This is a genomic window from Bradyrhizobium yuanmingense (genome assembly GCF_029167105.1).
Classification (GTDB): domain Bacteria; phylum Pseudomonadota; class Alphaproteobacteria; order Rhizobiales; family Xanthobacteraceae; genus Bradyrhizobium; species Bradyrhizobium yuanmingense_A.
On record NZ_JARFML010000005.1, the window covers coordinates 65,661 to 90,917 of the forward strand.

22 protein-coding genes, 1 tRNA gene and 1 riboswitch are annotated in these 25,257 nt (G+C 65.3%); of the genes, 13 read left to right on the forward strand and 10 right to left on the reverse strand.

The annotated features are described in order from the left end of the window. Positions 1-155: 155 nt before the first annotated feature. Both P0R31_RS08415 and purH read left to right on the forward strand, forming a co-directional pair. Positions 156-1,874 (forward strand): heparinase II/III family protein, encoded by a 1,719-nt coding sequence (locus P0R31_RS08415; protein WP_275513676.1) that lies wholly within the window; start codon positions 156-158, stop codon positions 1,872-1,874. Between the two features lie 59 nt (positions 1,875-1,933). After that, positions 1,934-2,015: riboswitch (ZMP/ZTP riboswitch) on the forward strand. A gap of 24 nt (positions 2,016-2,039) precedes the next feature. Next, entirely contained in the window at positions 2,040-3,632 is a 1,593-nt protein-coding gene (gene purH, locus P0R31_RS08420) for a bifunctional phosphoribosylaminoimidazolecarboxamide formyltransferase/IMP cyclohydrolase (RefSeq protein ID WP_275513677.1), read from the forward strand. A gap of 61 nt (positions 3,633-3,693) precedes the next feature. Here the strand turns inward: purH and P0R31_RS08425 are convergent, their stop codons facing one another. Then, positions 3,694-5,082 carry an MFS transporter gene (locus tag P0R31_RS08425; RefSeq protein WP_275513678.1) on the reverse strand — a complete coding sequence of 463 codons (1,389 nt, stop codon included), beginning with the start codon at positions 5,080-5,082 and terminating at the stop codon, positions 3,694-3,696. A gap of 100 nt (positions 5,083-5,182) precedes the next feature. Here P0R31_RS08425 and ggt point away from each other — a divergent pair, with 100 nt between their 5' ends. Next, on the forward strand, positions 5,183-6,934 hold the full coding sequence (gene ggt, locus P0R31_RS08430) for a gamma-glutamyltransferase (protein WP_275513679.1): 1,752 nt from the start codon (positions 5,183-5,185) through the stop codon (positions 6,932-6,934). Positions 6,935-6,963: 29 nt separating this feature from the next. Here ggt and P0R31_RS08435 read toward each other — a convergent pair whose 3' ends face one another. After that, positions 6,964-7,629 (reverse strand): glutathione S-transferase family protein, encoded by a 666-nt coding sequence (locus P0R31_RS08435; RefSeq protein ID WP_275513680.1) that lies wholly within the window; start codon positions 7,627-7,629, stop codon positions 6,964-6,966. 150 nt (positions 7,630-7,779) lie between these two features. Between P0R31_RS08435 and P0R31_RS08440 the strand changes: the two genes are divergently transcribed. The 4 genes from P0R31_RS08440 (at position 7,780) to panE (ending at position 11,545) form a co-directional block, all read left to right on the forward strand. Further along, the gene (locus P0R31_RS08440) at positions 7,780-8,373 is read left to right on the forward strand and encodes a DUF2239 family protein (RefSeq protein ID WP_275513681.1); all 594 of its coding nucleotides are present in this window, start codon (positions 7,780-7,782) and stop codon (positions 8,371-8,373) included. A gap of 88 nt (positions 8,374-8,461) precedes the next feature. Further along, positions 8,462-9,811: an MATE family efflux transporter gene (locus P0R31_RS08445; RefSeq protein ID WP_275513682.1), complete on the forward strand. Its 1,350-nt coding sequence runs from the start codon at positions 8,462-8,464 to the stop codon at positions 9,809-9,811. A 102-nt stretch (positions 9,812-9,913) separates the two neighbouring features. After that, positions 9,914-10,522 carry a 2-hydroxychromene-2-carboxylate isomerase gene (locus P0R31_RS08450; RefSeq protein WP_275513683.1) on the forward strand — a complete coding sequence of 203 codons (609 nt, stop codon included), beginning with the start codon at positions 9,914-9,916 and terminating at the stop codon, positions 10,520-10,522. 99 nt (positions 10,523-10,621) lie between these two features. Continuing rightward, the gene (gene panE, locus P0R31_RS08455) at positions 10,622-11,545 is read left to right on the forward strand and encodes a 2-dehydropantoate 2-reductase (protein WP_275513684.1); all 924 of its coding nucleotides are present in this window, start codon (positions 10,622-10,624) and stop codon (positions 11,543-11,545) included. A gap of 194 nt (positions 11,546-11,739) precedes the next feature. Here the strand turns inward: panE and P0R31_RS08460 are convergent, their stop codons facing one another. The 4 genes from P0R31_RS08460 to P0R31_RS08475 form a co-directional block, all read right to left on the reverse strand. Further along, positions 11,740-12,321 carry a c-type cytochrome gene (locus P0R31_RS08460; protein ID WP_275513685.1) on the reverse strand — a complete coding sequence of 194 codons (582 nt, stop codon included), beginning with the start codon at positions 12,319-12,321 and terminating at the stop codon, positions 11,740-11,742. Positions 12,322-12,503: 182 nt separating this feature from the next. After that, positions 12,504-13,778, reverse strand: a complete 1,275-nt coding sequence (locus P0R31_RS08465; protein WP_275513686.1) for a PQQ-dependent sugar dehydrogenase — start codon at positions 13,776-13,778, stop codon at positions 12,504-12,506. A 340-nt stretch (positions 13,779-14,118) separates the two neighbouring features. Continuing rightward, entirely contained in the window at positions 14,119-15,105 is a 987-nt protein-coding gene (locus tag P0R31_RS08470; protein WP_275513687.1) for an NAD-dependent epimerase/dehydratase family protein, read from the reverse strand. A gap of 75 nt (positions 15,106-15,180) precedes the next feature. Next, positions 15,181-15,255 (reverse strand) — tRNA-Gly (locus P0R31_RS08475). A 272-nt stretch (positions 15,256-15,527) separates the two neighbouring features. Between P0R31_RS08475 and trxA the strand changes: the two genes are divergently transcribed. Continuing rightward, positions 15,528-16,451, forward strand: a complete 924-nt coding sequence (trxA, locus tag P0R31_RS08480) for a thioredoxin (RefSeq protein WP_275513688.1) — start codon at positions 15,528-15,530, stop codon at positions 16,449-16,451. 85 nt (positions 16,452-16,536) lie between these two features. Then, on the forward strand, positions 16,537-17,214 hold the full coding sequence (locus P0R31_RS08485; RefSeq protein WP_275513689.1) for an LON peptidase substrate-binding domain-containing protein: 678 nt from the start codon (positions 16,537-16,539) through the stop codon (positions 17,212-17,214). 14 nt (positions 17,215-17,228) lie between these two features. Here P0R31_RS08485 and P0R31_RS08490 read toward each other — a convergent pair whose 3' ends face one another. Further along, positions 17,229-19,730, reverse strand: a complete 2,502-nt coding sequence (locus P0R31_RS08490) for an EAL domain-containing protein (protein WP_275513690.1) — start codon at positions 19,728-19,730, stop codon at positions 17,229-17,231. A gap of 208 nt (positions 19,731-19,938) precedes the next feature. Beyond that, positions 19,939-20,289, reverse strand: coding sequence for a hypothetical protein (locus P0R31_RS08495; protein WP_036003036.1), 351 nt, complete (start codon positions 20,287-20,289; stop codon positions 19,939-19,941). An 86-nt stretch (positions 20,290-20,375) separates the two neighbouring features. Here P0R31_RS08495 and P0R31_RS08500 point away from each other — a divergent pair, with 86 nt between their 5' ends. Then, complete coding sequence (locus P0R31_RS08500) at positions 20,376-20,906, forward strand: TetR/AcrR family transcriptional regulator (protein ID WP_275513691.1); 531 nt, start codon at positions 20,376-20,378, stop codon at positions 20,904-20,906. Positions 20,907-21,040: 134 nt separating this feature from the next. Next, positions 21,041-21,238 (forward strand): Trm112 family protein, encoded by a 198-nt coding sequence (locus P0R31_RS08505; protein WP_036003042.1) that lies wholly within the window; start codon positions 21,041-21,043, stop codon positions 21,236-21,238. Between the two features lie 189 nt (positions 21,239-21,427). Here the strand turns inward: P0R31_RS08505 and P0R31_RS08510 are convergent, their stop codons facing one another. Then, the gene (locus P0R31_RS08510) at positions 21,428-22,648 is read right to left on the reverse strand and encodes a ubiquinone biosynthesis hydroxylase (protein WP_275513692.1); all 1,221 of its coding nucleotides are present in this window, start codon (positions 22,646-22,648) and stop codon (positions 21,428-21,430) included. 204 nt (positions 22,649-22,852) lie between these two features. On the opposite strand from P0R31_RS08510, the gene tesB reads away from it, so the two are divergent. Then, complete coding sequence (gene tesB / locus P0R31_RS08515; RefSeq protein WP_036003028.1) at positions 22,853-23,716, forward strand: acyl-CoA thioesterase II; 864 nt, start codon at positions 22,853-22,855, stop codon at positions 23,714-23,716. Between the two features lie 39 nt (positions 23,717-23,755). On the opposite strand, the gene P0R31_RS08520 is transcribed toward tesB, so the two are convergent. Continuing rightward, positions 23,756-24,634 carry a DUF4339 domain-containing protein gene (locus tag P0R31_RS08520; RefSeq protein ID WP_275513693.1) on the reverse strand — a complete coding sequence of 293 codons (879 nt, stop codon included), beginning with the start codon at positions 24,632-24,634 and terminating at the stop codon, positions 23,756-23,758. A 260-nt stretch (positions 24,635-24,894) separates the two neighbouring features. Here P0R31_RS08520 and P0R31_RS08525 point away from each other — a divergent pair, with 260 nt between their 5' ends. Continuing rightward, entirely contained in the window at positions 24,895-25,233 is a 339-nt protein-coding gene (locus P0R31_RS08525) for a P-II family nitrogen regulator (RefSeq protein ID WP_008142802.1), read from the forward strand. Positions 25,234-25,257: the final 24 nt, after the last annotated feature.

Genomic DNA, 25,257 nt, shown 5'->3' on the forward strand with positions numbered 1-25,257 from the left:
TTGCACTGGATTTTGCGACCACGACCCTGATTCGCGCCGTTCAAGGTGGTGTCAGGCGTCCGATTTTGGGATTAATAAGGATTCGTCGCTGATCCTCTCCCCCATCAAGGCAAGGCGTGTCGGTCGCTCAACGCAGACGTATCTCGACGCTGGTCATGAACCGCTTCGCGCGGAACATGCTGGCGCGCGCGGGCGGCGGTTCCGTTGTGCTGTCGCGGGTCTGGCCCGGTCGCACCGACCGGCTGATCATCGCGCCGCATGACCTGCGGACCGCGGATGCGACTCGCGCCGCCGAGATCTATGCCGGCCGCTTCGTCTTCGCCGGCAAGATCGTCAATTGCCACGGCCGCTCGATCTTCGATCTCGAGCCGCCGTCGGAGGATTGGGAGGTTGCGCTGCTCGGCTTCGGCTGGCTGCGGCACTTGCGCGCCGCCGATACGGCGCTGACGCGGGCGAATGCGCGCGCGCTCATCGAGGACTGGATCGCCAACCCCGCCAACAAGCGCCGCCCCGTCGCACGCCGTGCCGACGTGCTGGCGCGGCGCGTGATCTCGCTGCTGTCGCAGGCGCCGCTGGTGCTGAGCGAGACCGACAACAAGTTCTACCGCCGTTACTTGCGGGCGCTGGCGCGCGAGATCCGCTTCCTGCGCTACACCATGGTCGACATTCCGGACGGGGTGCCGAAGCTGCAGGTGCTGATCGCGCTGTGCTATTCGTCCCTCTGCCTCGCCAACCAGACGCGTCACATCCGCAGCGCCTCCAAGAAGCTGTCCGACGAATTGCAGCGGCAGATCCTGCCCGATGGCGGCCACATCTCGCGCAATCCGGGCGCGCTGATCGAGCTCCTGATCGACCTCTTGCCGCTGCGGCAGACGTTTGCCGCGCGCAATATCGCGCCGCCGCCGGCGCTGCTCAATGCGATCGACCGCATGATGCCGATGCTGCGCTTCTTCCGGCACGGCGACGGCAATTTCGCCCTGTTCAACGGCATGAGCGCGACCTCGTCCGACCTGCTCGCCACGCTGCTCGCCTATGACGACACCCACGGTGCGCCGATGGCGAACATGCCGCATACCGGCTTTCAGCGCCTCGATGCTGGCCAGACCACTGTGATCATCGACACCGGCCCGCCGCCGCCGGCCGGCGTCAGTCACGACGCCCATGCCGGCTGCCTGTCGTTCGAATTGTCGTCCGGCATCAGCCGTATCGTCACCAATTGCGGCATGCCGACCACCGGCCGCGACAATTGGCGGCCGTTCGCGCGCAGCACGGCGGCGCATTCGACCCTGACCTATCACGAGACGTCGTCATGCCAGTTCGTCGAGATGTCGGCGATGAAGCGGCTCCTGCACGGCGCGCCCGTCACCAGTGGCCCCGTCGAGGTCGAGAGCTATCGCGAGGTCGTGCAGAACGGCACGCTGCTCACGACCTCGCATGACGGCTATCTCGCCAAGTTCGGCGCGATCCACCGCCGCGTGCTGATGATCGCCAATGACGGCGCGCGCATCGACGGCGAGGACGCGCTGTCGCCGCCGCAGGGCGGACGCTTCAAGGGCGCCGATGCCGATTTCGCGCTGCGCTTCCATCTGCATCCGGCGGTGAAGGCAAGCCGGCTGTCGGATGCGCGCGGCGTCATGCTGGTGCTGCCGAACCGCGACGTCTGGACCTTCGAGGCATTGGACGACAAGGTCGATCTCGAGGACAGCGTATTCCTGGCCGGCAATGACGGCCCGCGCCGCACCGCCCAGATCGTGATCCGTCAGAACGCCCGCCAGGCGCCGTCGATCCGCTGGAGCTTTGTCCGCTCCACCGCCTCGCCCGCAGTGACCAATGCCCGCCGCAACGCCCGGCGCGAGCCGGAACTTCCGTTGTAAACAGGCGCGATCCGGCCCTATCTACCCGTTGAGAGCGACGCCAAAAGCTGCTATCGAGCGCTCGCTCGCGCGACTGGCGACCTTGGATGGAGCACCATCGGGAAGCGCGGGACATATAAGCCGCGCGCCTGGGCATAGACACTCCCTGAACAGAGGATCTTGCTCATGACTGACCATCCCCGCCGCGTCACACGCGCCCTTCTCTCCGTCTCCGACAAGACCGGCCTGATCGAGTTCGCCAAGGCGCTCGCCGCGCACGATGTCGAGCTGGTCTCGACCGGCGGCACCGCGAAAGCGATCGCCGCGGCCGGCCTTAAGGTGAAGGACGTCTCCGACCTCACCGGCTTCCCCGAGATGATGGACGGCCGCGTCAAGACGCTGCATCCGAAGGTGCATGGCGGCTTGCTCGCGATCCGCGACAACAAGGAGCACGCGGAGGCGATGAAGGCGCACGGCATCGCGCCAATCGACCTGCTCGTCGTCAATCTCTATCCGTTCGAAGCGACCGTCGACACAGGCGCGGGCTTCGAGGATTGCATCGAGAACATCGACATCGGCGGCCCCGCGATGATCCGCGCCGCTGCCAAGAACCACGACGATGTTGCCGTCGTCGTCGAGGCGCAGGACTATCAGGACGTGCTCGACGAGCTCGCCGCCAACAAGGGCGCGACCACGCTGAAGCTGCGCCGGCGGCTCGCCGCGAAGGCCTATGCCCGCACTGCGGCCTATGACGCCGCGATCTCGAACTGGTTCAACCGTCAGGTCGAGATCGACGCGCCCGACTTCCGCGCTTTCGGCGGCCGACTGATCCAGTCGCTGCGCTACGGCGAGAACCCGCACCAGACCGCCGCCTTCTACGCGACGCCGGACAAGCGCCCCGGCGTCTCCACCGCGCGGCAGCTCCAGGGCAAGGAGCTCTCCTACAACAACATCAACGACACCGACGCGGCCTATGAATGCATCGGCGAGTTCGACGCCAAGCGCACCGCGGCCTGCGTCATCGTCAAGCATGCCAATCCCTGCGGCGTCGCCGAAGGGCCGAACCTCGTCGAGGCCTATCGCAGGGCGCTGGCCTGCGATTCCACCTCGGCCTTCGGCGGCATCATCGCGATGAACCGCGCCCTCGACGCCGACACCGCGCGCGAGATCACCAAGATCTTCACCGAGGTCATCATCGCGCCCGACGCCAGCGAAGAGGCGATCGCCATCATCGGCGGCAAGAAGAACCTGCGCCTGCTGCTCGCCGGCAGCCTGCCCGATCCGCGTGCGCCGGGCCTGACCGCCAAGACGGTGGCCGGCGGCCTCTTGGTGCAAAGCCGCGACAACGCCGTGGTCGACGACATGACGTTCAAGGTCGTCACCAAGCGCGCGCCGACGGATGCGGAGATGCGTGATCTGAAGTTTGCGTTCCGGGTGGCAAAACACGTCAAGTCCAACACCATCATCTACGCCAAGGATCTCGCCACCGTCGGTATCGGCGCGGGTCAGATGAGCCGGGTGGATTCAGCGCGGATCGCCGCACGCAAGGCGCAGGATGCGGCGGCCGAGCTGAAGCTCGCCGAACCGCTCACCAAGGGTTCGGTGGTGGCCTCGGATGCGTTCTTCCCGTTCGCCGACGGCATGCTCGCCTGCATCGAAGCCGGCGCCACCGCCGTGGTGCAGCCCGGCGGCTCCATGCGCGACGACGAGGTGATCAAGGCCGCCGACGGGCACGGCATCGCCATGGTGTTCACGGGGACGCGGCACTTCAGGCATTGACGCGATTTGCGTAGCCCGGATGGAGCGCAGCGCAATCCGGGCTACAGGACAACGGCGGGAGTTACGACTCCCGCACCCGCATCAACAGGCCCAATCCCGCGACAAAGAACACGACGAGCACGGCCATGCCGGCCTTCTGGCTGGCGGTCATCGCGGTGACCGTGCCGATCAGGAGCGGGCCGATGAAGGACGTCACCTTCCCGGTCAGCGCAAACAGGCCGAAATATTGCGCGATGCGATCCTTCGGCGCGAGATGGATCAGCAGCGTGCGGGAGGCGGCCTGGAGCGGGCCGCCGGCTGCACCGATCAGGCAGCCCAGCACGAGATAGGCGCGCTCGGCCGCACTCGAGAACAGGGCAGCGCCCGCTTGCGGCGGCGCGGTCTTGACGAACAGGACGCTGTCCTTGTCGACCAGAAGAATCGCGGCCACCGACAGCAGCAGGACCAGCAGGCTGCCGGCGATGACGCGCTTCGGCCCGAGACGATCATCCAGCTTGCCGCCGAGCCATGCGCCGAGCGCGCCGGCGATCGCGAGCATGATGCCGAACGTCCCGATCTGGATGGTGTGCCAGCCGAAGGTGCCCGCGGCATAGATGCCGCCGAAGGCGAACAGCGACACCAGACCGTCGGTGTAGATCATGTTGGCGAGCAGGAATGCCGCGAGCGATTTCTGCCTCGGCAGACTCTTGATCGACTGCTTCAGCTCCGACAGGCCCTCGCGCAACGCCTCGCCCAGCGGGCGCTTCGCCGGATAATCCGGCGTGAACAGGAACATCGGCGTCACGAAGATGATGAACCACAGCGCGGTCAGCGGCCCCGCGGCACGATCGCCCTGACGTGTGAGGGGATCGAGGCCGAAGAGCGGCGTGACGCCAAGCAGCGTGCGGCCGGTCTCGGGATTGGCGGCGAGCAGGCCGAGCACGATGATCAGGCTGACGATGCCGCCAATGTAGCCCGTGGCCCAGCCGGTGCCGGAGAGACGGCCGATCCGCTCCGGCGGCACCAGGGTCGGCATCATCGCGTTGTTGAAGAGGGTGGCAAATTCCGCACCAACGCTGGCGAGCGCAACTGCGGTGAGCACCAGCGGAATGACTGCATGATCGCCGGGCTTGCCGATCCAGAGCGTGCAGGACGCCAGCACCAGCACCGTACCGAAACCTGCGATCCACGGTTTCCTGCGGCCCGAAGCGTCGGCGATGGCGCCGAGCACCGGCGACAACAGCGCGATCGCAAGGCCCGCGGCCGCCATCGCAAAGCCCCACAAGGATTGACCGGTGGCGGGATTTGGCGCAATGGCCGTCGCGAAATAGGGCGCGAACACGAAGGTCGTGATCAGCGTGAAATATGGCTGCGCGGCCCAATCGAAGAAGATCCAACTCACGACGGCGGCTCGCGGCGGATAGGTCCGCGCCATGCCGGCCATGCGCGCATCCGGGGCGATTGTCGTCATCACGCAGTACCCATCACGAACAGTTTTGCCTCTCTTAGAGCAAACGGTATAGCATTACGGTGACGGGTGTGAACCGGTTCAACGCCACGGCGGGAATTTGATGATGTCGTCATATTCGACACGGCGGAGATTTTTAGCCGCCATTGCCGTCCTGGTGCTCGGTCTCGCCCCTGCGACCGCTCAGGATGCACGGCAGGGCTATGTTCCGCCCGCACGCGAGGCGGTGCGCGCCGTCGCCGCCGAGCACGGCATGGTGGTAGCGCAGGAGAAGATCTCCGCGCAGATCGGCGCCGACATCCTGCGGCGCGGCGGCAATGCCATCGACGCTGCGGTCGCGACCGGCTTCGCGATGGCCGTGACCTATCCGCGTGCCGGCAATATCGGCGGCGGCGGCTTCATGGTGATCCATTCCGCCGATCGCAATGAAGACATCACGATCGACTATCGCGAAACCGCGCCGGCCGCCACCACGCCGCAGATCTTCCTCGGCACCGACGGCAAGCCTGACGCGGCGAAGTCACGGGATTCCGCGCTGGGCATCGGCGTGCCCGGTACCGTCGCCGGCCTCGCGCTCGCGCTCGAGAAATACGGCTCGGGTCAGTTCACGCTGGCGCAACTGCTGGCGCCCGCGATTGGGCTCGCACGCGATGGCTTCATCGTCAGCGACGACATGGCCGATACGCTGCCGAGCTGGCACCGGCGGCTGGCACGCTGGCCTTCTTCGGCCAGGATCTTCTCGCGTCCGGATGGCACGCCGCTGGGCGAAGGCGATCGGCTGGTGCAGGGCGATCTCGCCGAAACGCTGACGGCCGTCGCTGCACAGGGGCCGCGGGGATTCTACGAGGGGCCGGTCGCCGAGAAACTCGCCAAGGCCGTGACCGATGCCGGCGGCATCATGACGCCGGCCGACCTCAAGGCCTATCAGCCGGTCATCCGCACGCCGGTGCGCGGCAGCTACCGCGGCTATGACATCGTGTCGATGCAGCTGCCCTCATCGGGCGGCGTCGTGCTGATGGAGACGCTCAACATCCTCGAGGGCTTCCCTCTGGCCGATCTGAAGCAGGGATCGGCGGCGTCGCTGCATCTCTTGATCGAAGCCATGAAGCGCGCTTACGCCGACCGCGCCCGCTATCTCGGTGATCCCGCCTTCGTCAACGCACCGATCGAGACGCTCATCGCGAAGGACTATGCCGCCAAGCTGCGCGCGAACATTTCCCCCGAACGCGCCACGCCGTCAAAGGAGCTCGTGTCTGCTCCTGCCGCGCCCCGTGAGGGCAGCAACACCACGCATTTTTCTGTCGTCGACGCCCGCGGCAACGCCGTCAGCAACACTTACACGCTGAACTTCAGCTACGGCGTCGGCCTCGTCGCCGACGGCACCGGCGTGCTGCTCAACAACGAGCTCGACGATTTTACCGCGGCAATCGGCGCCTCCAACGCCTATGGCCTGGTCGGATTCGAAGCGAATCTTCCCGGTCCCGGTAAGCGGCCGCTGTCGTCGATGTCGCCGACCATCGTGCTGAAGGATGGCAAGCCGGTGCTGGTGACCGGCTCGCCCGGCGGCAGCCGCATCATCTCGACCGTTCTTCAGGTGATCGTGAACGTGCTCGACTACAAGATGGATGTTGCGGCCGCCGTCGCAACGCCGCGGCTGCACCACCAATGGCTGCCGGATGAAGTGCGCGTCGAGCGCGGCTTCCCCGAGGGCGTGCTGCTCGAGCTGAAGGCGATGGGGCACCTCGTCCTCGAGCCGATGGGGCAGACATCTGCCAACTCGATTCTGGTGACGCCGAACGGAACGCTGGGCGCAGCCGATCCGCGCACGCGCGGCGCGGAGGCGGCGGGGCAGTAACCTGCTCCCGGAATGACGGGGTAAGGAGCTTACCGCCCGACCTGATACGGCCCGCCCTTCTCCAGCGCGCGCGCATATGCAGGCCGGGCGTGGATGCGCTCCAGGAACGCCATCGCCCTGGGATGGCCCTGCTCGAGGCCGCCGCGAGCTTGGGCAGCTTCGAGCGGAAAGCTCATCTGGATGTCGGCCGCGGTGAAGTCGCTGCCGGCGAACCATTCGCTCTTGCCGAGCTCGCCTTCCCAATAGTCCATGTGTTGCTTGAGCTGCGGATTGACCAGCGCGGTCAGCGCCTGGTTGCAGACCTTGCGCACCAGTGGGCGCAGCAAGGCCGGCGCACGCTTCGGCATCAGCGTGAACAGCAGCTTGAGGAGCAGCGGCTGCATCGCGGATCCTTCCGCATAGTGCAGCCAATAGATGTAGCGCAGCCGCTCCGGCGTGTTCGGCGGCGGGATCAGCCGCCCGTTGCCATAGGTGGCGATGAGATATTCGATGATCGCGCCTGATTCGGCGATGGTGTTGCCGTTGTCGGTGATGACGGGCGATTTGCCGAGCGGATGGATGGCGCGCAGCTCCTTCGGCGCGCGCATGTCCGGCTGACGCTGATAGCGCACGATCTCGTAGGGAACGCCCAGCTCCTCGAGCAGCCACAGCACGCGCTGCGAGCGGGAATTGTTGAGGTGGTGAACGGTCAGCATCGCGGAGTCCTCAAGGCTTGGTCGTGGTCATCGGCCGCGCCGTTGGTGCCAGCCCGGGAACACATTGTCGAGCCGTCGCCGCAGACATTTTCACCCGGGTATATTGACGCGGATAATTTACCCGGGTATTAAACCCGTAACGCGATCAATATGGCAATGATTCCAATGCAAGGGACCTACACAGCCTTCGCCGGCCAGCGCCGGCTTGCCTCCGGCAGTGCGGGCGATGTTGCGCTTGCCGTCAAGCGTGCGACGCAGCCGCTGGCCGAGCCGATCATCATCTTCGACGACGGCACGGGCCGGTCGATCGATTTCGACCTTCGCGGTGACGACCGCGAGGTGCTGGCCCGGCTGGCAACGCTCATGCCGCAGGCCGAGACGGCCGAAGCACCCGCCGAGCCGCGCGGGCGCGGCCGGCCGAAGCTCGGCGTGGTCGCGCGCGAGGTGACCTTGCTGCCGCGGCACTGGGAGTGGCTCAACGCACAGGCCGGCGGCGCTTCGGTCGCGCTGCGCAAGCTCGTCGACGAAGCCAGGCGCGCCGGCGGCGACAAGGACCGCGAGCGGCAGGCGCGCGATGCGGCCTACCACTTCATGTCGACCATGGCAGGCGATCTGCCGCAGTTCGAGGAAGCCTCGCGCGCCCTGTTCGCGGATGACCGGCGACGCTTCACCGGCCTGATCGCCGACTGGCCGACCGACATCCGCGACCACGTCGTCAAGCTCGCCTACAGCGACCGCGCTTAAACCGCGCGCCGCTTCTCACGACCCATCGACGGCCGAGCCGCGCATTGCGCGGCAACGGCTTCGCACGCCCTGATGAAAGGCCAATGCCATGTCTGCCGCAAAGCCGCTCTGGACCACATTCCTCCGCTTTCTCGCACCCCTGATGCTGAGCAACGCGCTGCAATCGCTGTTCGGCACCGTCAGCAACGTCTATCTCGGCCAGATGATCGGCGTCGACGCGCTCGCCGCGGTCTCGGCGTTCTTCCCCGTGATGTTCTTCCTGTTCGCATTCGTCATGGGCCTGAGCACCGGCGCCACCGTGCTGATCGGCCAGGCCTTCGGCGCCGGCGAGCATGGCCGGATCAAGATCATCGTCGGCACGACACTCGCCGTCGGCCTGCTGCTCTCGATAGCGATTGCACTCGTCGGCGGGATCTTCAGCCGGCCCCTGATGGTCATGCTCGCCACGCCCGCGGACATTCTCGATGAAGCCAGCGCCTATGCGCGCATCATGCTGTTGACGATGCCGCTCGGCTTCATCTTCCTGCTGATGACGGCGATGATCCGCGGCGTCGGCGATGGACTGACGCCGCTGCTGGCGCTGGCCTTGTCGACGGCGATCGGCCTGATCCTGACACCGATGTTGATCCGCGGCACGTTCGGATTGCCGGCCGTCGGCATCACCAGTCCCGCTTGGGCGGCTGCGATCGCGAACACGCTCACGCTGATCTTGCTGGCCGCCCATCTGCTGCGGAGAAAGCACGCGCTCGCACCGGACGCGATGCTGCTGCGTCACCTGCGGCTGAACGGCGCCGTGCTCGGCAAAGTCCTCGGCATCGGCCTGCCCAGCGCGATCGGCATGGTGGTGATGGCGATCGCCGAGCTCGTGCTGCTCGGTCTGGTCAACGGCTTCGGCTCGAATGCCACCGCAGCCTATGGCGCCGTCAACCAGGTGATGGGCTACACCCAGTTCACGGCGATGTCGATCTCGATCGCGGTCTCGATCCTCGGCGCCCAGGCCGTCGGCAGCGGCGACCGGGCCCGGCTCGATGGCATCGTGCGGATGGGCCTTGCGTTCAATATCGTCCTGACCGGCGGGTTGGTGGCGCTGATCTACCTCGCGCCGCGCGCGGTGCTCGGCATCTTCATCACTGACGGCGCCGTGCTGGATCTGGCGAAGGGATTGCTCGACATCGCCTTGTGGAGCTCGGTGCCGTTCGGGCTCGCCACCGTGTTCTCGGGCGCGATGCGCGGCGCCGGGGTCGCATTGACGCCGATGCTGCTGTCGATCTTCGCCATTGTCGCAATCGAGCTGCCGGCCGCCATCATCCTCAGCCGCACCGTCGGCCTGACCGGCGTGTGGGCCGCCTATCCAATCGTGTTCTGCGCCATGTTGATTCTGCAGATGGGCTATTACCATCTGGTGTGGCGCAAGCGGGCAATCCGGCGCCTGGTCTGACCGTCAAAGTATTATGACCGTCATTATACGATGGACCTGTGGCGCGCCCTGCGCCACAATGGAAGAAAGCCAACTCGAAAAGCCCGGTCAGGGAGAATGATCTTGACGCGCACCGCTCCGCAATTCCTGTTCGATTTCGGCAGCCCCAACGCCTATCTCAGCCATCTGGCGATTCCGGCCATCGAGCAGCGGATCGGCGTCAAGTTCGAATATGTGCCCATCCTGCTCGGCGGCATCTTCAAGTCGACCAACAACAAGTCGCCGGCCGAGACGCTCGCCGGTATCAAGAACAAGCGAGAGTTCCAGCAGGTCGAAACCGAGCGCTTCATCAAGCGCTTCCATGTCCAGCCCTATGTCTGGAATCCGCACTTTCCCGTCAACACGCTGAACCTGATGCGCGCGGCGATCGCGGCGCAGCTCGAGGGTGTATTCGAGACATATGTCGAGGCCGCCTTCCACCACATGTGGCGCGAGCCGAAGAAGATGGATGATCCCGAGACCGCGGCGAAGGCGCTGGCGTCGTCCGGGCTCGATGCGCAAAAGCTGTTCGCCCGCGTCGGGGAACCCGAGGTCAAGGCCAAACTGATCAAGAACACCGAGGAGGCGGTCGCCCGCGGCGCGTTCGGCTCGCCGACCTTCTTCGTCGGCAGCGAGATGTTCTTCGGCAAGGAGCAGCTGCGCGAGGTCGAGGAGATGGTGTCGGGAAAGTGAAGCATGCCAATGGCGAGTAGCGAATAGCGAGTGGAAATCACACCCACTATTCGCTACTCCCTGTTCGCCATTCGCCAATAATAAAAGCGGAGTTCTCCCATGCGCATCCTCGTGGTCGGCGCCGGCGCCATCGGCGGCTATTTTGGTGGCAGGCTGTTGCAGGCCGGCCGCGACGTCACCTTCCTGGTTAGGCCTCGCCGCGCCGGCGAACTCGCGAGCGCCGGTCTTGTCATCAAGAGCCCGAACGGCGATGTGACATTGAAGAACCCGCCGACGGCTCAGGCCGACGCGATCAAGGACACGTTCGACGTCGTGCTGCTCAGCTGCAAGGCATTCGACCTCGACGATGCCATCAAGTCGTTCGCCCCCGCGGTGGGGCCGAACACCGCAATCATCCCGATGCTCAACGGCATGAAGCATCTCGACACGCTGGATGCGAGGTTCGGCAAGGAGCGTGTTCTCGGCGGCCTCTGCGCCATCGCAGCCACGCTGAACGAGAAGCGCGAGGTCGTGCAGCTCCAGCCGATGCAGTCGATCAGCTACGGCGAGCGCGACGGCACGATGTCGGACCGGGTGAAGGCGATCGACGAGGCCTTCAGGAGCGGCATCAATGGCGCCAGCGCGAGCCAGAACATCATGCAGGACATGTGGGAAAAGTGGGTGTTCCTGTCCTCGCTCGCGGCAAGCACCAGCCTGATGCGGACGTCCGTCGGCAATATCCTCGCCGCGCCCGGCGGCCAGGATTTCCTGCTCGGCATGCTGGATGAGACCAGCGCGGTTGCCACGGCATCGGGCTATCCGCCAGGCGGCCCGTTCTTCGAGCGCGTCAAAGGCAATCTCACCACCGAGGGCTCGCCGCTGACGGCATCGATGTTCCGCGACATCAAGGCCGGCCTGCCTGTCGAGGCCGATCACGTCATTGGCGATCTCATCGCGCGCGCCGACGCCGCCAAGGTGCCGGTGCCGAAGCTGCGCATCGCCTATACGCATCTGAAGGCGTATGAGAGGCAGCGGGCGGGGTAGGGCGCAGCCACACATTCGGTGTCGTCCCGGGGCGCGCGCCGCGCCAGCCCGGGACCCATAACCACAGGGAGTGGTTATGGGGCGAAGTGGTGATTCCAAAGTCTTCGCAAAACTCTTGCCTGTGACTATGGATCCCGGGCTCGCGACTTCGTCGCGCCCCGGGATGACGGCCGTGCTTGCCGCAGCATCCCACGCTATTTCAGATGCGCGAGATAGTGCGAGACGGCGGTGATTTCCTCATCGCTCATGTGATAGGCGACGTCGGCCATCGCGGCGACGCCGCCGCCGACACGCTGGCCGGCCTTGTAATCGTGCAGAGCCTTGACGAGATATTCCTCGCGCTGGCCGGCGAGCCGCGCCACCGCCTTGGTGCCGGCATAGCTGTCGGTATGGCATGAGGCGCAGCGGCGGCCGGCGGCAACCTGCGCGCCCTTCTTCGACAGGTCGGGATCGTTGTCCTCGGGTCCCTTCGGCGGCGTCAGCGAGGCGAAGTAAGCGCCGAAATTGCGGATGTCCTCGTTGGTGATCCCTTCCACGATCGGCTGCATCTGATCGTTCTTGCGCGCGCCGGCGCGGAAGAACACCAGCTGCCATTGCAGGAATTGATCGGGCTGGCCGGCGAGCGAGGGGATGTTCTCGGTCTGCGAAATGCCGTTCTCGCCGTGGCAGCCGGAGCAGGCGGCGGCCTTCTCCTTGATCGCGGCATTGTCGGCGGCCGTAGCAGCCGGCGCCAGCAGGAGCGCCGCAGATAGAATTCCAAACCCAACGACCCGCATGTCTCGATCTCTCTGATCGTCATTGCCGGGCTTGACCCGGCAATCCATCCCTTTTTGCAGAAAGTTTCTCGTTGATGGATGCCCGGATCAAGTCCGGGCATGACGAACGTGTTCCATCGCAAGACTCACAAGCAAACGAAGCTGCGGCCGTCACGCGGTCGCAGCCTCTGCGCCAGGTCGCGCTACTTCTTGCTGTAGCTGATGCGATAGATCGCGCCGGCCCAATCGTCGGCAACGAGGATCGATCCGTCCTTGGCGATGATGATGTCGTTGGGACGGCCGAGATAGCCCTGGTCGCCCTCGAGCCAGCCGGAGGCGAAGACCTCCCGCTTCGGGTTCTTGCCGTCAGGTCCGACGATCACGCGCACGATCCGCGCGCCTTGGTACTTGTGGCGATTCCAGGAGCCGTGCTCCGCGATCAGGATGTTGTTCTTGTAGTCGGCGGGGAACTGGTCGCCAGTGTAGAACTTCATGCCGAGCGGCGCGACATGGGCACCGAGGTTCAGCACGGGCGGCGTGAACTCGGAGCATTTGTGGCCCATCGCGAACTTGTCGTCAGGCAGATTGCCCTGATGGCAATAGGGATAGCCGAAATGCTCGCCGATCCGGTTGATCATGTTCAGCTTGTCCGAGGGCAGATCATCGCTGATCCAGTCGCGGGCATTCTCGGTGAACCAGAGCTTGCCGGTGCGCGGATCAACGTCGCCGCCGACCGAGTTGCGGACGCCAAGCGCCCAGATTTCGGCGTTGCCGGTCTTGGGATCGACGCGCCGGATCTGCGACACGCTGGTCGGCGGAATGCCGATGTTGAAGGGCGGTCCGAACGGCAGGAAGAACCAGCCTTCCTTGTCGACCGCGATGTACTTCCAGCCATGCGCGGCATAGGACGGCATGTCGTCATAGACGACCTTGCCCTGGCCGAGATTGTCGAGATTGGCTTCGGCGTTGTCGTAGCGGATCAGCTTGTCGACGGCGATGACATAGAGCGCGCCGTCCCTGAAGGCGAGACCGGTGGGCATGTTCAGGCCCTTGAGGACGGTCTTGACCTCCTTCTTTCCGTTGTTGTCCTTGATGGCATAGACGTTGCCGAGACCGAACGAGCCGACGAACAACGTGCCCTTGTCACCCCAGGCCATCTGCCGCGCGGCCAGCACGCCGGAGGCGTAGACCTCGATCTTGAAGCCCGGCGGCAGCTTGATCTTCTTGACGATGTTGGCGAGCTCGGCGTCGGAGGCGCCGGTCGGCGGGCCCGACGGCGGCGCGAGGCCCTTCTGCGCCTCGGTCTCGTCGCCGAGGAACCAGTCGTCCGGCGGATGGGTCCAGAACTCCTTGGTGCTGGAATCGTATTTCTTGAGCGGCTTGCTCTTGTCCTGCTGCTGCGCGTTGCCGGCGGCGGCCCCCGCGAGAAGGGCCACGGCCGCAAGCGCCAACACGGATCGATGGAACATCGATGTCATCGCATCACTCCCCTAAGGCAGCCGTCAGGGCTGCGCGTTATTTTGTTTTGCTAGTCGAGAGGCGAAGTCTTGAGCCCGTCGGGACGACAGACGCGAAAAGGTTAGCACATCTGCAAATCGTGAGAAGCGCGACTGATGCAGCGCGGCTGCGCGCATCAAAAATTGAGACGGAATGTCAATGAACGGATGAATGCTGCGACGACTGCGTTCGCGCTGCAACGCGGAATCAGGGGTGAACATACAAAAGCGCGAAAACAACCCCATGCACAGTAGAACGGCGCAAATTGGTCCGCTCGCGGTGACGCCGGACAGTCATTTGAAGCGTCGAGTAAAATAGCGATTACGACGCGACGGGATAGGGTCCGTCGTCGAACAGCGTGTCGTGATAGCCTTTCGATCCGACCTCGCGCGCCAGCGTGCTGCGGAAGTCGCGGCCATCGCGCAGGCTGCGCAGCACATGCGCGAAGTCGAATTCGGGCCGCCAGCCGAGCTCCCGCCGCGCCCGCGCGTTGACATAGACCCGGTCGATCGCGGGGAAGAGCCGCCAGCCCCGCGCCGCATAGAGCTGCGCGCACTCCGGGTAGAGCTCGCGCACGACGCCGGCGGCATCGCGCGCCAGCGCTCCGAGATGACGTTGCTCGAACGGGCTCGTCGCCGAGACGATGTAGCGGGCGAAGCCGATGCCGGGCGCGCGCTCGACGGCAGCGAGATGCGCGCTCACGGCGTCCGCGATATCGAGCCGGCGGTAGAGCAGCTCGTTGGCCTGCGCGTTCTCCGGCGTGTAGGCCGACCGCACCGAGGGATCGTCGTCGTCCTCCGGAAAGAAGCGCGAGGTCCGCAAGGCAACGACCGGCAGGGCGCGCTCGCGAAAGAACAGCTCGCAGAGGTTCTCGGCCATCAGCTTGGTCGTGCCGTAGATGTTCTTCGGCATCGACGGCAGCTCCTCGGTGACCCACACCGCCACCTGTCCCGCCTCGGGCCGCAGCTGCGAGCCGAACGTGCTGGTGGTGCTGGTGAAGACGAAGCTGTTCACGCCGGCCGCCGCGGCCGCCTCGAGCAGGTTCAGCGTGCCTGACACGTTGGTATCGACAAAATCCTGCTTGGAATGGGTCGCGACATGCGGCTTGTGCAACGTCGCGGTGTGGATCACGGCGGTGACGCCGTCCATCTGGCGCCGCACGAAGGTGGGATCGACGATGGAGCCGACGGCATCGGTGAAGGGAGAGGGCTTGAGGTCAAGCCCTCTCGCAGGCAAGCCGCGCCCACGCAGCGTTCGCAGGATGGCCTCGCCAAGGTGACCTGCGCTGCCTGTGACCAGAATTGTCATGTGAGACCCGAACAGCCCCCAGCAGCGCGGAAAACCACGGCCCGATCCGGTTTGGCTGGATGCTTTGGAGAAAACTGGAGCGGGCGAAGGGGCTCGAACCCTCGACCCCGACCTTGGCAAGGTCGTGCTCTACCACTGAGCTACACCCGCATCCTGTGTCGGTCGCGTGACGCGCCGGCAACGGCTGTCGTATGCCAAAAGCGGGAGGGGAATGCAACAGCTACGGGCGGCCTCAATTCGCAATTCGGACCCCGTATGGAGCCCGAAGCCGGCCCAAATCGACCGGAAACGCCCCGGAACCGGCGAATCGGGGTGCCTGGATTGAAATTCGGCCCATTCGGCCCAATTTAGGAGCCGACCACAAGCATATGACGCGGCGGCGTGCTAAAGAGCCGCCATTCCAGACACGACGAGGGAATCCCGTGACGATCATCGACCAGGGTAACGGAGCGGCGGGCCCGGCTGCGGCCGACCTGATCAAGGACACCACCACCCAGACCTTCGTGAAGGACGTCATCGAGGAATCGAAGCGCCAGCCCGTGCTGATCGATTTCTGGGCGGAATGGTGCGGCCCCTGCAAGCAGCTCACCCCCGTCCTGGAGAAGGCGGTGAAGGCGGCCAAGGGCAAGGTCAAGCTGGTCAAGATGAACATCGACCATCATCCGGCGATCCCGGGCCAGATGGGCATCCAATCGATCCCGGCCGTGATCGCCTTCGTCAACGGCCAGCCGGCCGACGGCTTCATGGGCGCGGTGCCGGAGAGCCAGGTCAACGCCTTCATCGAGCGGCTGACCAAGGGCGTCACCGCGCCGGGCGAGGTCAACGTCGCCGAGATCGTGCAGGAGGCCGACGCGGTGCTCGCCGAGGGCGACGCGGCGGCGGCGGCGCAGATCTATGCCGAGGCGCTGCAGCATGATTCGACCAACATCGCGGCGCTCGCGGGCCTTGCGAAGTGCTACGCCGTTTCGGGCGCGATGGAGCAGGCCAAGCAGACGCTGGCCATGGTGCCGGAATCCAAGCGCAACGACCCAGCCGTGAAGGCCGTGCAGACCGCGATCGATCTCGCCGAGCAGGCGAAATCGCTCGGACCGGTTGCCGAGCTGGAACAGAAAGTCGCCGCAAACCCGCTCGATTATCAGGCCCGGTTCGACCTCGCCACCGCGCTCAACGCCCAAGGCAACCGCGCGGCGGCGACCGAGCAACTGCTCGAGATCATCAAGCGCGACCGCAAATGGAACGACGACGGCGCCCGCAAGCAGCTGGTGCAGTTCTTCGAGGCCTGGGGCGGCACGGATGATGCAACCGTCGAAGGCCGCAAACGTTTGTCGACGATCCTGTTTTCGTAACGGCCTTTTTTGAGCATGATCTGTTCGGAAAACCACTCCACACTTTTCCGGATCATGCGCTAGCAACGCCAGTGGGACCGGGCAGATGCCGATCAACATCGAATATCGCGGGCCCGCCGACCTCCCGGAGATCATCCCGGTCTTTCCGCTGCCGGGCGCGCTGCTGCTGCCGCGCGGCCAGATGCCGCTCAACATCTTCGAGCCGCGCTACCTTTCGATGGTCGACGATTCCTTCCGCGACGGCCATCGCCTGATCGGCATGATCCAGCCCGACATCGCGCACTCGCGGAAGGATTCCGACAAGCCGGCGCTGTTCAGCGTCGGCTGCGTCGGCCGCATCACCCAGCTCGCCGAGTCCGGCGACGGCCGCTACATCCTCGAGCTCACCGGCGTTTCGCGCTTCAAGGTGGTCGAGGAGCTCGAGGTGCTCACCCCCTATCGGCAGTGCAAGGTGGACTTCTTCGCCTACGTCGACGACTTCACCGCGCGCATGGGCGAGGAGGAGGTCGACCGCGAGGCGCTGCTGGCGGTGCTGGCGGACTTCCTGAAGGCCAACAACCTCAAGGTCGACTGGGAGGGCGTCGAGAGCGCGCCCAATGAAGCCCTCGTCAACGCGCTGGCGATGATGTCGCCCTATGGCCCCGCGGAGAAGCAGGCCATGCTGGAGGCGCCCGACCTGAAGACCCGCGCCGAGATCCTGATCGCCGTCACCGAAATGGACCTCGCCAAGAAGCGCACCAGCGGCGATCCGCCGCTGCAGTGATCGTCGCGGGCGAGCTATGCGGCATATTCGTCCGCCTCGGCCTTTCGGTCCGCCAACCGTGCGATCGTCGAGGCCCGTATCGGCGGACTGAGGTGGAAGCCCTGGGCCTCGACGCAGCCCTCCTGGCGCAGGATGTCCAGCTGCTCGGCGGTTTCTACGCCTTCGGCGGTGGACGTCTTGCCGAGACTCGTGGCGAACTGGACCACGGCCCGCGCGATGCGATGGGGCTCCTCCATCGGATTGGACAGCTCGCTGACGAAGCTGCGATCGATCTTGATCTTGTCGAAGGGAAACTTCTGCAGAAAGCTGAGCGACGAATAGCCGGTGCCGAAATCGTCGAGGGCGATCCGCACCCCGAGCTCGCGCAGCTGGCCGAGTGCTGCGAATACGGTCCCGCTGTCATGCATGATGACGGTTTCGGTGACCTCGAGCTCGAGCCGGTCTGAAGCAATCCCCGACGCCGCCAGTGCGCTCACGATTGTCGACACGAGCTCCTTGCTCCTGAATTGCGCTGGAGACAGGTTGATCGCGATCTTCAGGTCGGAACGCCATTTCGCCGCTTCGGCACAGGCGGTTCTCAACACCCAGTCCCCCAGCGGCAGGATCAAGCCGGTTTCCTCCGCGACGGGAATGAATTCGCCGGGCGAGACCAGACCCCGCTCGGGATGATGCCAACGCAGCAACGCCTCGAAGCCACAGGTCTCGCCGCTCTTCAAGTTGACGAACGGCTGGTAATGGAGCTCGAATTCGCTCCTCGCAAGCGCCTTCCGCAGATCCCGCTCCAGGTTGCGGCGCGCCTGCAGGAGCTGGTCCAGCTCCGGCTCGAAGAAGCGGAATGCGCCACGTCCGCCGCTCTTGGCCGAGTAGAGGGCAAGATCCGCGCTCTTGAGGATCGTGTCGGAATCGGCGCCGTCTCGAGGCGCAAGGGCGATCCCGATGCTGGTGCCTACAACGACCTGATGATCGCCGAGATCGAACGGCTCGCTGAGCGCGCCATGGATCGTCTCGGCGAGAGAGGCCGCGTCCGCAGCCGGATTGGTCACGTAGTCCACGATTGCGAATTCGTCGCCGCCCAGTCGGGCGACGAATGTCGTCTCCCTGATGCAATCCAGCAAGCGCGCCGCGACCGAGCGCAGCAGCAGGTCGCCCGCCGGATGTCCGAGCGTGTCGTTGACCTCCTTGAAGCGGTCAAGATCGAGCAAGAGAACCGCCAGATGGAGATTTCCGCCACGCGTATCGGCAAGTGCAGGCTCCAGACGCGCCTTGAGCAGCACGCGGTTCGGCAGCTCGGTCAGCGCGTCGTGTTGCGCCATGTAGGTGATCTTCGCTTCGGACCGGCGTTGCTCGGTGACATCCAGGTGCGTGGCCACCCAGCCGCCGCCGGCCATCGGCTGCCGCGTCACGCAGATCAGCCGCCCATCGGCGAACGCATCGATGCGGCTCGAGACGGCATGGATCGGCAGTGCGTCGAGCCTGGCAATCTGCCGTTCGGCGGCGAAATCGCTGGCCTCGCCTTCGAGTATGCCGCTCGTGACGCGATGTCTGATGATGTCGCGGTGCGGAGTTCCCGCACGCAGCAATTCCGGCGGCAGCCGGTACAACCGGACGTAACGCTCGTTGCAGATGACGAGCCGCTTCTCGGCGTCGAACATGCAAAGGCCCTCGACCATGTTGTTGATGGCCGTGTCCAGCCTCAGCTTCTGTTCCTTGAGCTCGTTCTGCGACCCTTCGAGCTGTTGCCGGGCGATGGAGAGCTGGCTGATGATCTCCTCGAACCTCGCAGTTCTGGTCGCCAGACGACGATCGGCCTGCACGCCGATCAGGCTCATGCCCAGCACGGACAATGCGACGCCGGCGATGGCGAGCGCGAGGACGGCCGGAGACAGCGCAAGCGTACCGGTCGCGAGCGCCGGATCCGGTGTGATCTGCACCGCCCCCATCGCCGTGAAGTGATGCGACACGATGGCGAGCGTCAGCAGGGTGGCGGCTGCCAGCGTGCCGCGATAGCCCTGACGGGTAAGCGCTGCCGCCAGCGCAGCGTATCCGAAACACATGCCCAGAACGATGGAGAGGAGCACGAGGTCCACGGACCAGGACACTCGGCCCGGCACTTCAAGCGCCCACATTCCGAGATAGTGCATGCTGGCAATGCCGCCGCCGATGATGACGCCGCCAGCCGCCGCGCGCCAGCGGCCGGACGTGACGACCGCGACGCCGAAGCCGACCGAGGTCAGCAGCATTGCCGCCGCGAGAGAGGACGCCGTCAACACGACGCCATAGCCCGTCGGGACCCCGGGCTCGTAGGCGAGCATCGCGACGAAGTGCGTGGCCCAGATGCCGTATCCGATGGCCGCGCCGGCAATGGCGATCCAGATCCACCGGGTTCTCGCGGCCGTCGCGATCGCGCGGTGAAAGATGCTGACCGCGACGATGCTGGCAACGAAGCAGACCAAGGCAGCGAGCACAACGAGCCGCCAATCGTGCTCGGCCGTAAGGCAGGAGAAAACGCGGAACATCCAGTCTCGCCTCATCATCGATATTGTCGATGCTGGACCGGCTAACCGCCCTTCGCGTTAATTTTGTGCCGCGCCTGATTGCGTGCTTAGCGGCATGCCAACACCGTCCGTAAAATTTGATCTGTCGGGCTAACGCGCCGCGTTGGTCGCGTCGGAAACCGGATTTGCGCCGCCGCTGCGGCCTTCCGCCTTACAGGTGGAAGCGCAGCTAGTACCCGGCAACCGACATCACGACGACCGCACTGAGCGCCATCCAGCCGAAATGCCGGCCCCGCGTCGCCCATGCGTTGGCCAGCGCGGAGCAGCCGAACACGCAGGCCATGGTGGCGACGATCCAGTGGCGAGCCGGTTCCGATTGCATCCACGGCGCCGCGATCAGCAGCACGCCACCGCCGATCCAGGCCACGGTCGAGGCCTGCCACACCAGCCGGATCAAGGTGCGGAGCCGCTCCGGCTCGATGCGCGCGCGGGCGAAGACCTTGGCCTCGCCGAGATAGCCGTGAACGAGCGCAACGGCGATGGTCACGACGCCCGCACACTGGAGCAGCAGATCCCGCATCGACGCCTCCATACACTAATGTATGGATAACGCCTGGCCAAGCGCCTGTCAATACACTAGTGTATGGTGCACTTCCGGGAAACGACATGAACCAGCAGCTCTCCGCCGACGACTGGACTGGCCAGGGCCTCAAGGCCCTGGCGGAGAGCGGTTTCACGGCCTTGAAGGCCGAGCCGCTCGCCAAGGCCATGGGCGTGTCGCGCGGCAGCTTCTATTGGCATTTCGCCGATCTCGCCGCGTTTCACGCCGCAGTGCTGAAGCGCTGGCGCGAGATCGCAGCCGAGCGGATCATCGCCGACGTCGAAGCCGCCGGCGACGAGCCGCTCAAGACGCTGCTGCGGAGATCGTTCGGCGCGCGGCTCGACCTCGAGCGCGCCGTGCGCAATTGGGCGGCGTTCGATGCGAGCGCACAAGCGGCGGTGCGTGCAATCGACCGCCGCAGGCTCGACTATATCGAGGAGCTGCTGCGAAAGCGGGGGCTCGCCCCGGCAACGGCGCAGGCCCGCGCGCAGATCCTGTACTGGACATTTCTCGGTTTCGCCCTGTCAGGCCCGTCAATCACAGCCGCGCGGCTGCGGACCATGCTCGACGAGCTCCTGGCGATGGTCTCCGCCTGAAGCGCGATGCAATCAGGACGAATCGTCATCGCGCTTTAGCTTTTGTTCGAGCATGATCTTTTCGGATCATGCTCCAGGCCGTGCTGGCGAGCGCGAATTTCTATGCTAAAGGCAGGCGAGTGCCGGAGACTCCCATGAACGCGCCCACCGAACGTCCCGAAGCCAGCGTCGATCCAAAATTGCTGGAGATCCTGGTCTGCCCGCTGACCAAGGGCCCGCTGGAATTCGATGCTGAGCGGCAGGAGCTGATCTCGCGCAGCGCCAAGCTCGCTTATCCCATTCGCGACGGCATCCCGATCATGCTGCCGGAAGAGGCGCGCAAGATCGATTGAGGATGGCCGTATTGCGCGACGGCCATTGCAACACGCTCGTTGTCGTCCCGGGGCGCGAAGCGAGCCCGGGACCACAGGGAGTGGTTATGACGCGAGCTGGTAACTCCGGGTCTTCGTCAAACGACATCCTGTAGCTATGGATCCCGGGCTCGCGCTATGCGCGCCCCGGGATGACAGGAGAGGTTGCCCTTACAACGCCTCGCCCTTCAACAGCCGCGGCACCTCGCCGGTGAGGCCTGCGGCCTGGCGGATGAAGAGGTTCTTCAGCGGCGGGGCGCGGTCGACGAGGCCGAGGCCGATGTCGCGCACCGTGCGCAACAGCGTCGACTGGTTGGAGAACAGGAAGTTCAGCGAGTTGGTGGCGACGCCCATCGCCATGGTGTCGAACCGGCGCCAGCGCTGGTAGCGTTCGAGCACGTCCGCCCCGCCGATATCCAGGCCGAGCCGCGCGGCATCGACCACCACTTCCGCCAGCGCAGCGACGTCCTTCAGGCCCATGTTGAGGCCCTGGCCCGCGATGGGGTGGATGACATGGGCGGCGTCGCCGACCAGCGCGAGGCGCTCGGCGATGAAGGACCGCGCGACGAAATAAGACAGCGGAAACGCCCGCGGCTTGTCGAGCACCTTGACCTCGCCGAGATGCAGGCCGAAGCGCTGCTCGAGCTCGGCGTGGAATTCCTCGTCGCCGAGGGCAATGATGCGCGCGGCCTCAGTGCGGCGCTCGGTCCACACCAGCGAGGAGCGTTTGCCGGTGAGCGGCAGGATCGCGAACGGGCCGGCCGGCAGGAAGTGTTCCTCGGCGCGGCCCTCGTGATCGCGCTCGTGGCCGACGGTGACGACGATGCCGGACTGGTCGTACTCCCAGCCATGGGTGACGATGCCGGCGCGCTCGCGCAGCTTCGACCGCGCGCCATCGGCGGCGACCAAGAGGCCCGCCGCGATCACGCTGCCGTCGCCGAGCGTCACGTCGATGCCGTCAGTCCGCGCATCGTAGGACGCGACCGGGGTGGCGCGAAGGTCGATGCCAGCGGCCTCGGCGCGCACCACCAGCGCATCGATCAGGCGGCGATTCTCTACCATGTGGGCGAAAGGCTCGCCCGGCGCGACATCGCCAGCGAAGTTCAGGAACACCGGGCGGGTGGCGTCCTCGAGCTTGGAATCAGTGACGACCATGTCGAGGATCGGCTGGGCCTCGTCCCGGACGTCGTCCCAGGCGCCGATCGTCTCGAACAGGCGGCGGCACGCGGCGACGATCGCGGTGGCGCGGGGATCGCGGCTCGGCCGCGTGCCGAGCGCGGGATCGGCGACGACGATTGGGATCTCGGGCCCGAGCCCCTGGCGTAGCGCCAAGGCCAGCGCAAGGCCGGCAAACGCGCCGCCACCGATGACAATGCTACCCTGTACCGACATACCAAAGCTTCCCGGACAATTCTCGGTCTTGCTAGCAGACTTGAGCTGGGCGAAACAGTGCGGTGAAACGAGGGCCGCTAGCCCTTCGTTCCGTCATTCCGGGGCGCGCAACGCGCGAACCCGGAATCCAGAGGTTTATCAGCTCGAGATTCCGGGTTCGCACCGCGTGCGCCCCGGAATGAGGCATCACTGGAAAGCACCATCATGTCTAAAGGACTGATCGACCTCATCGGGATCCTCGACCTCGAGCAGCTCGAGGTGAACCTGTTCCGCGGCAACAGCCCGAAGACGAGCTGGCAGCGGGTGTTCGGCGGCCAGGTGATCGGGCAGGCGATGGTCGCGGCCTGCCGCACCGTGGAGGGCCGGCTGCCGCATTCGCTGCATTGCTATTTCATCCTGCCGGGCGATCCACAGATCCCGATCATCTACCAGGTCGAGCGCCTGCGCGACGGCAAGAGCTACTCGACCCGCCGCGTCACCGCGATCCAGCACGGCAACGCGATCTTCTCGATCATGGTGTCGTTCCACGCCGAGGAGGAGACTGCGTTCGACCACCAGGACAAGATGCCGGACGTGCCGCCGCCGGAAAAGCTCACGGCGGAGGAGGTGGCCAAGCAGCCGATGTTCAAGGAGATGCCGGACTTCATCCGCCGCTATTACGAATCCGATCGTCCGATCGAGCTGCGCCCCGTCGAGCTCGGCCGTTACTTCGGCCAGAAGATCGACGACGGCCGCATCCACGTCTGGATCAAGACCGCCGCCAAGCTGCCCGACGATCCGGCGCTGCACATGTGCGCGCTCGCTTACGCCTCGGACTTCTCACTGCTCGACGCGATCATGGCGCGCTATGGCCGCACGCTGTTCGACAAGCGCATGATGCCGGCGAGTCTCGACCACGCGATGTGGTTCCATCGCCCGTTCCGCGCCGACGAATGGCTGCTCTATGCGCAGGATTCGCCGAGTGCGCAATCGGGCCGGGGCCTGACCCGCGGCTCGATCTTCAAGCCGGACGGCACGCTGGTCGCCTCCGTCGCGCAGGAAGGCTCGGTGCGCGAACGGAAGGCCTGATCGCTTCAAGCACGACCAGCAGCGCCTGAAGCGTTCAGATCATGCCCCGAGCGAGCCGCGCGGCGCGAGCTCGGTCTGCGAGGCGAACCAGTTCATGATCCAGCGGTACACCCACGGGATCGGGATGATGAAGCACATCAGGATGGCGGCCACGATGCCGCGCCAGAGGATATCGAGGCCGCTGCCCTTGAAGACGATCTCGCGCCGGGTGCCCTCGATGTTGCGGCAGAACCAGCGCATCTGGGCCGCGGCCACCCAAGCCCAGCCGATGATGGTGATGATGGAAATCGCGAACAGCAGATTCCAGCCGATATAGGCCCAGACCGAACCGGTGAAGCTGAGGCCCAGCGGCTGCCCGTTGGAGGCGAGGTTCGCGACCATCCATTTGATCAGCAGCCAGTAGAGCACGATCTGCACGATGAACAGCAGATTGCTCAATATCTCGCTGCCGACGAAGCCGAGCGCGATGGCGAGAACGATGAAGCCGAAATACCACGGCACCAATGTCATCGCATTGCCGGTGAAGCTGAGGTTCGGCCGCCCAGGGACCTTCACGCAGGAGACGATCCATCTGGTGTACCAGACCAAGGCCCAGGGCGCCGGGATGACGAAGATCATTCCGATCAGCAGGACGATGCTGCGCCAGGTGAATTCGAGGATGCTGAAATCGACCGAGAGCGATCCGCCGCTTGCATAGCCGGCAGCGCCGCCATAGCCACTGCCGCCCGTCGGGACCATCGGCGGCGCACCGCCGCCGATCAGGCCGGGAATTTCGGCGGCCTTCTGCCAGCCGGCCATGCCCTCGGTCCAGACCAAGGTGTCCGGACGCACGACGCCCTGGGCAACGAGGTCGCGGAATTGCCCTTCCGGAAAGGGCCCCTGCTGCTTGCCCTCGGATGCGTAAAACCAACTCGCCATGGAACGTCCCCCTCGAACTTACGTATGTACCGGCCGGGACGCTTCGGTTCACGCCTCGGTTCACCGCATCCATGCCAAAAATGCATTGTGAATGATGAACAGCTGCCCTGTACAGAGGCGGCCGTTCACATGACCGCCCTTGGTCAAACGTTTTTCCGCTTCAATCTGCAACTTTTTTGTGCCATTTGCCCGGAAAGATGCCAGATTGACGCAGCGCCGGGGACATGCGGCGCGGCGCATCCCGGGGAATAGGCCTGACCATGAAACTCGTCGTCGCGATCATCAAACCCTTCAAGCTCGATGAGGTCCGCCAGGCCCTGACGGCGATCGGCGTGCACGGCATGACCGTGACCGAGGTGAAAGGCTATGGCCGGCAGAAGGGCCACACCGAGATCTATCGCGGCGCCGAATATGTCGTGAACTTCCTGCCGAAGCTGCGCATCGAGATCGCGGTCGCTTCCGACGTCGCCGACAAGGCGGTCGCCGTGATCACCGCGACGGCGCGCACCGGCCAGATCGGCGACGGCAAGATCTTCGTCACGCCGATCGACCACGCGCTGCGCATCCGCACCGGCGAGACCGACAGCGACGCGCTCTGACTTTTTGTTTCGATGCGTTTTCTT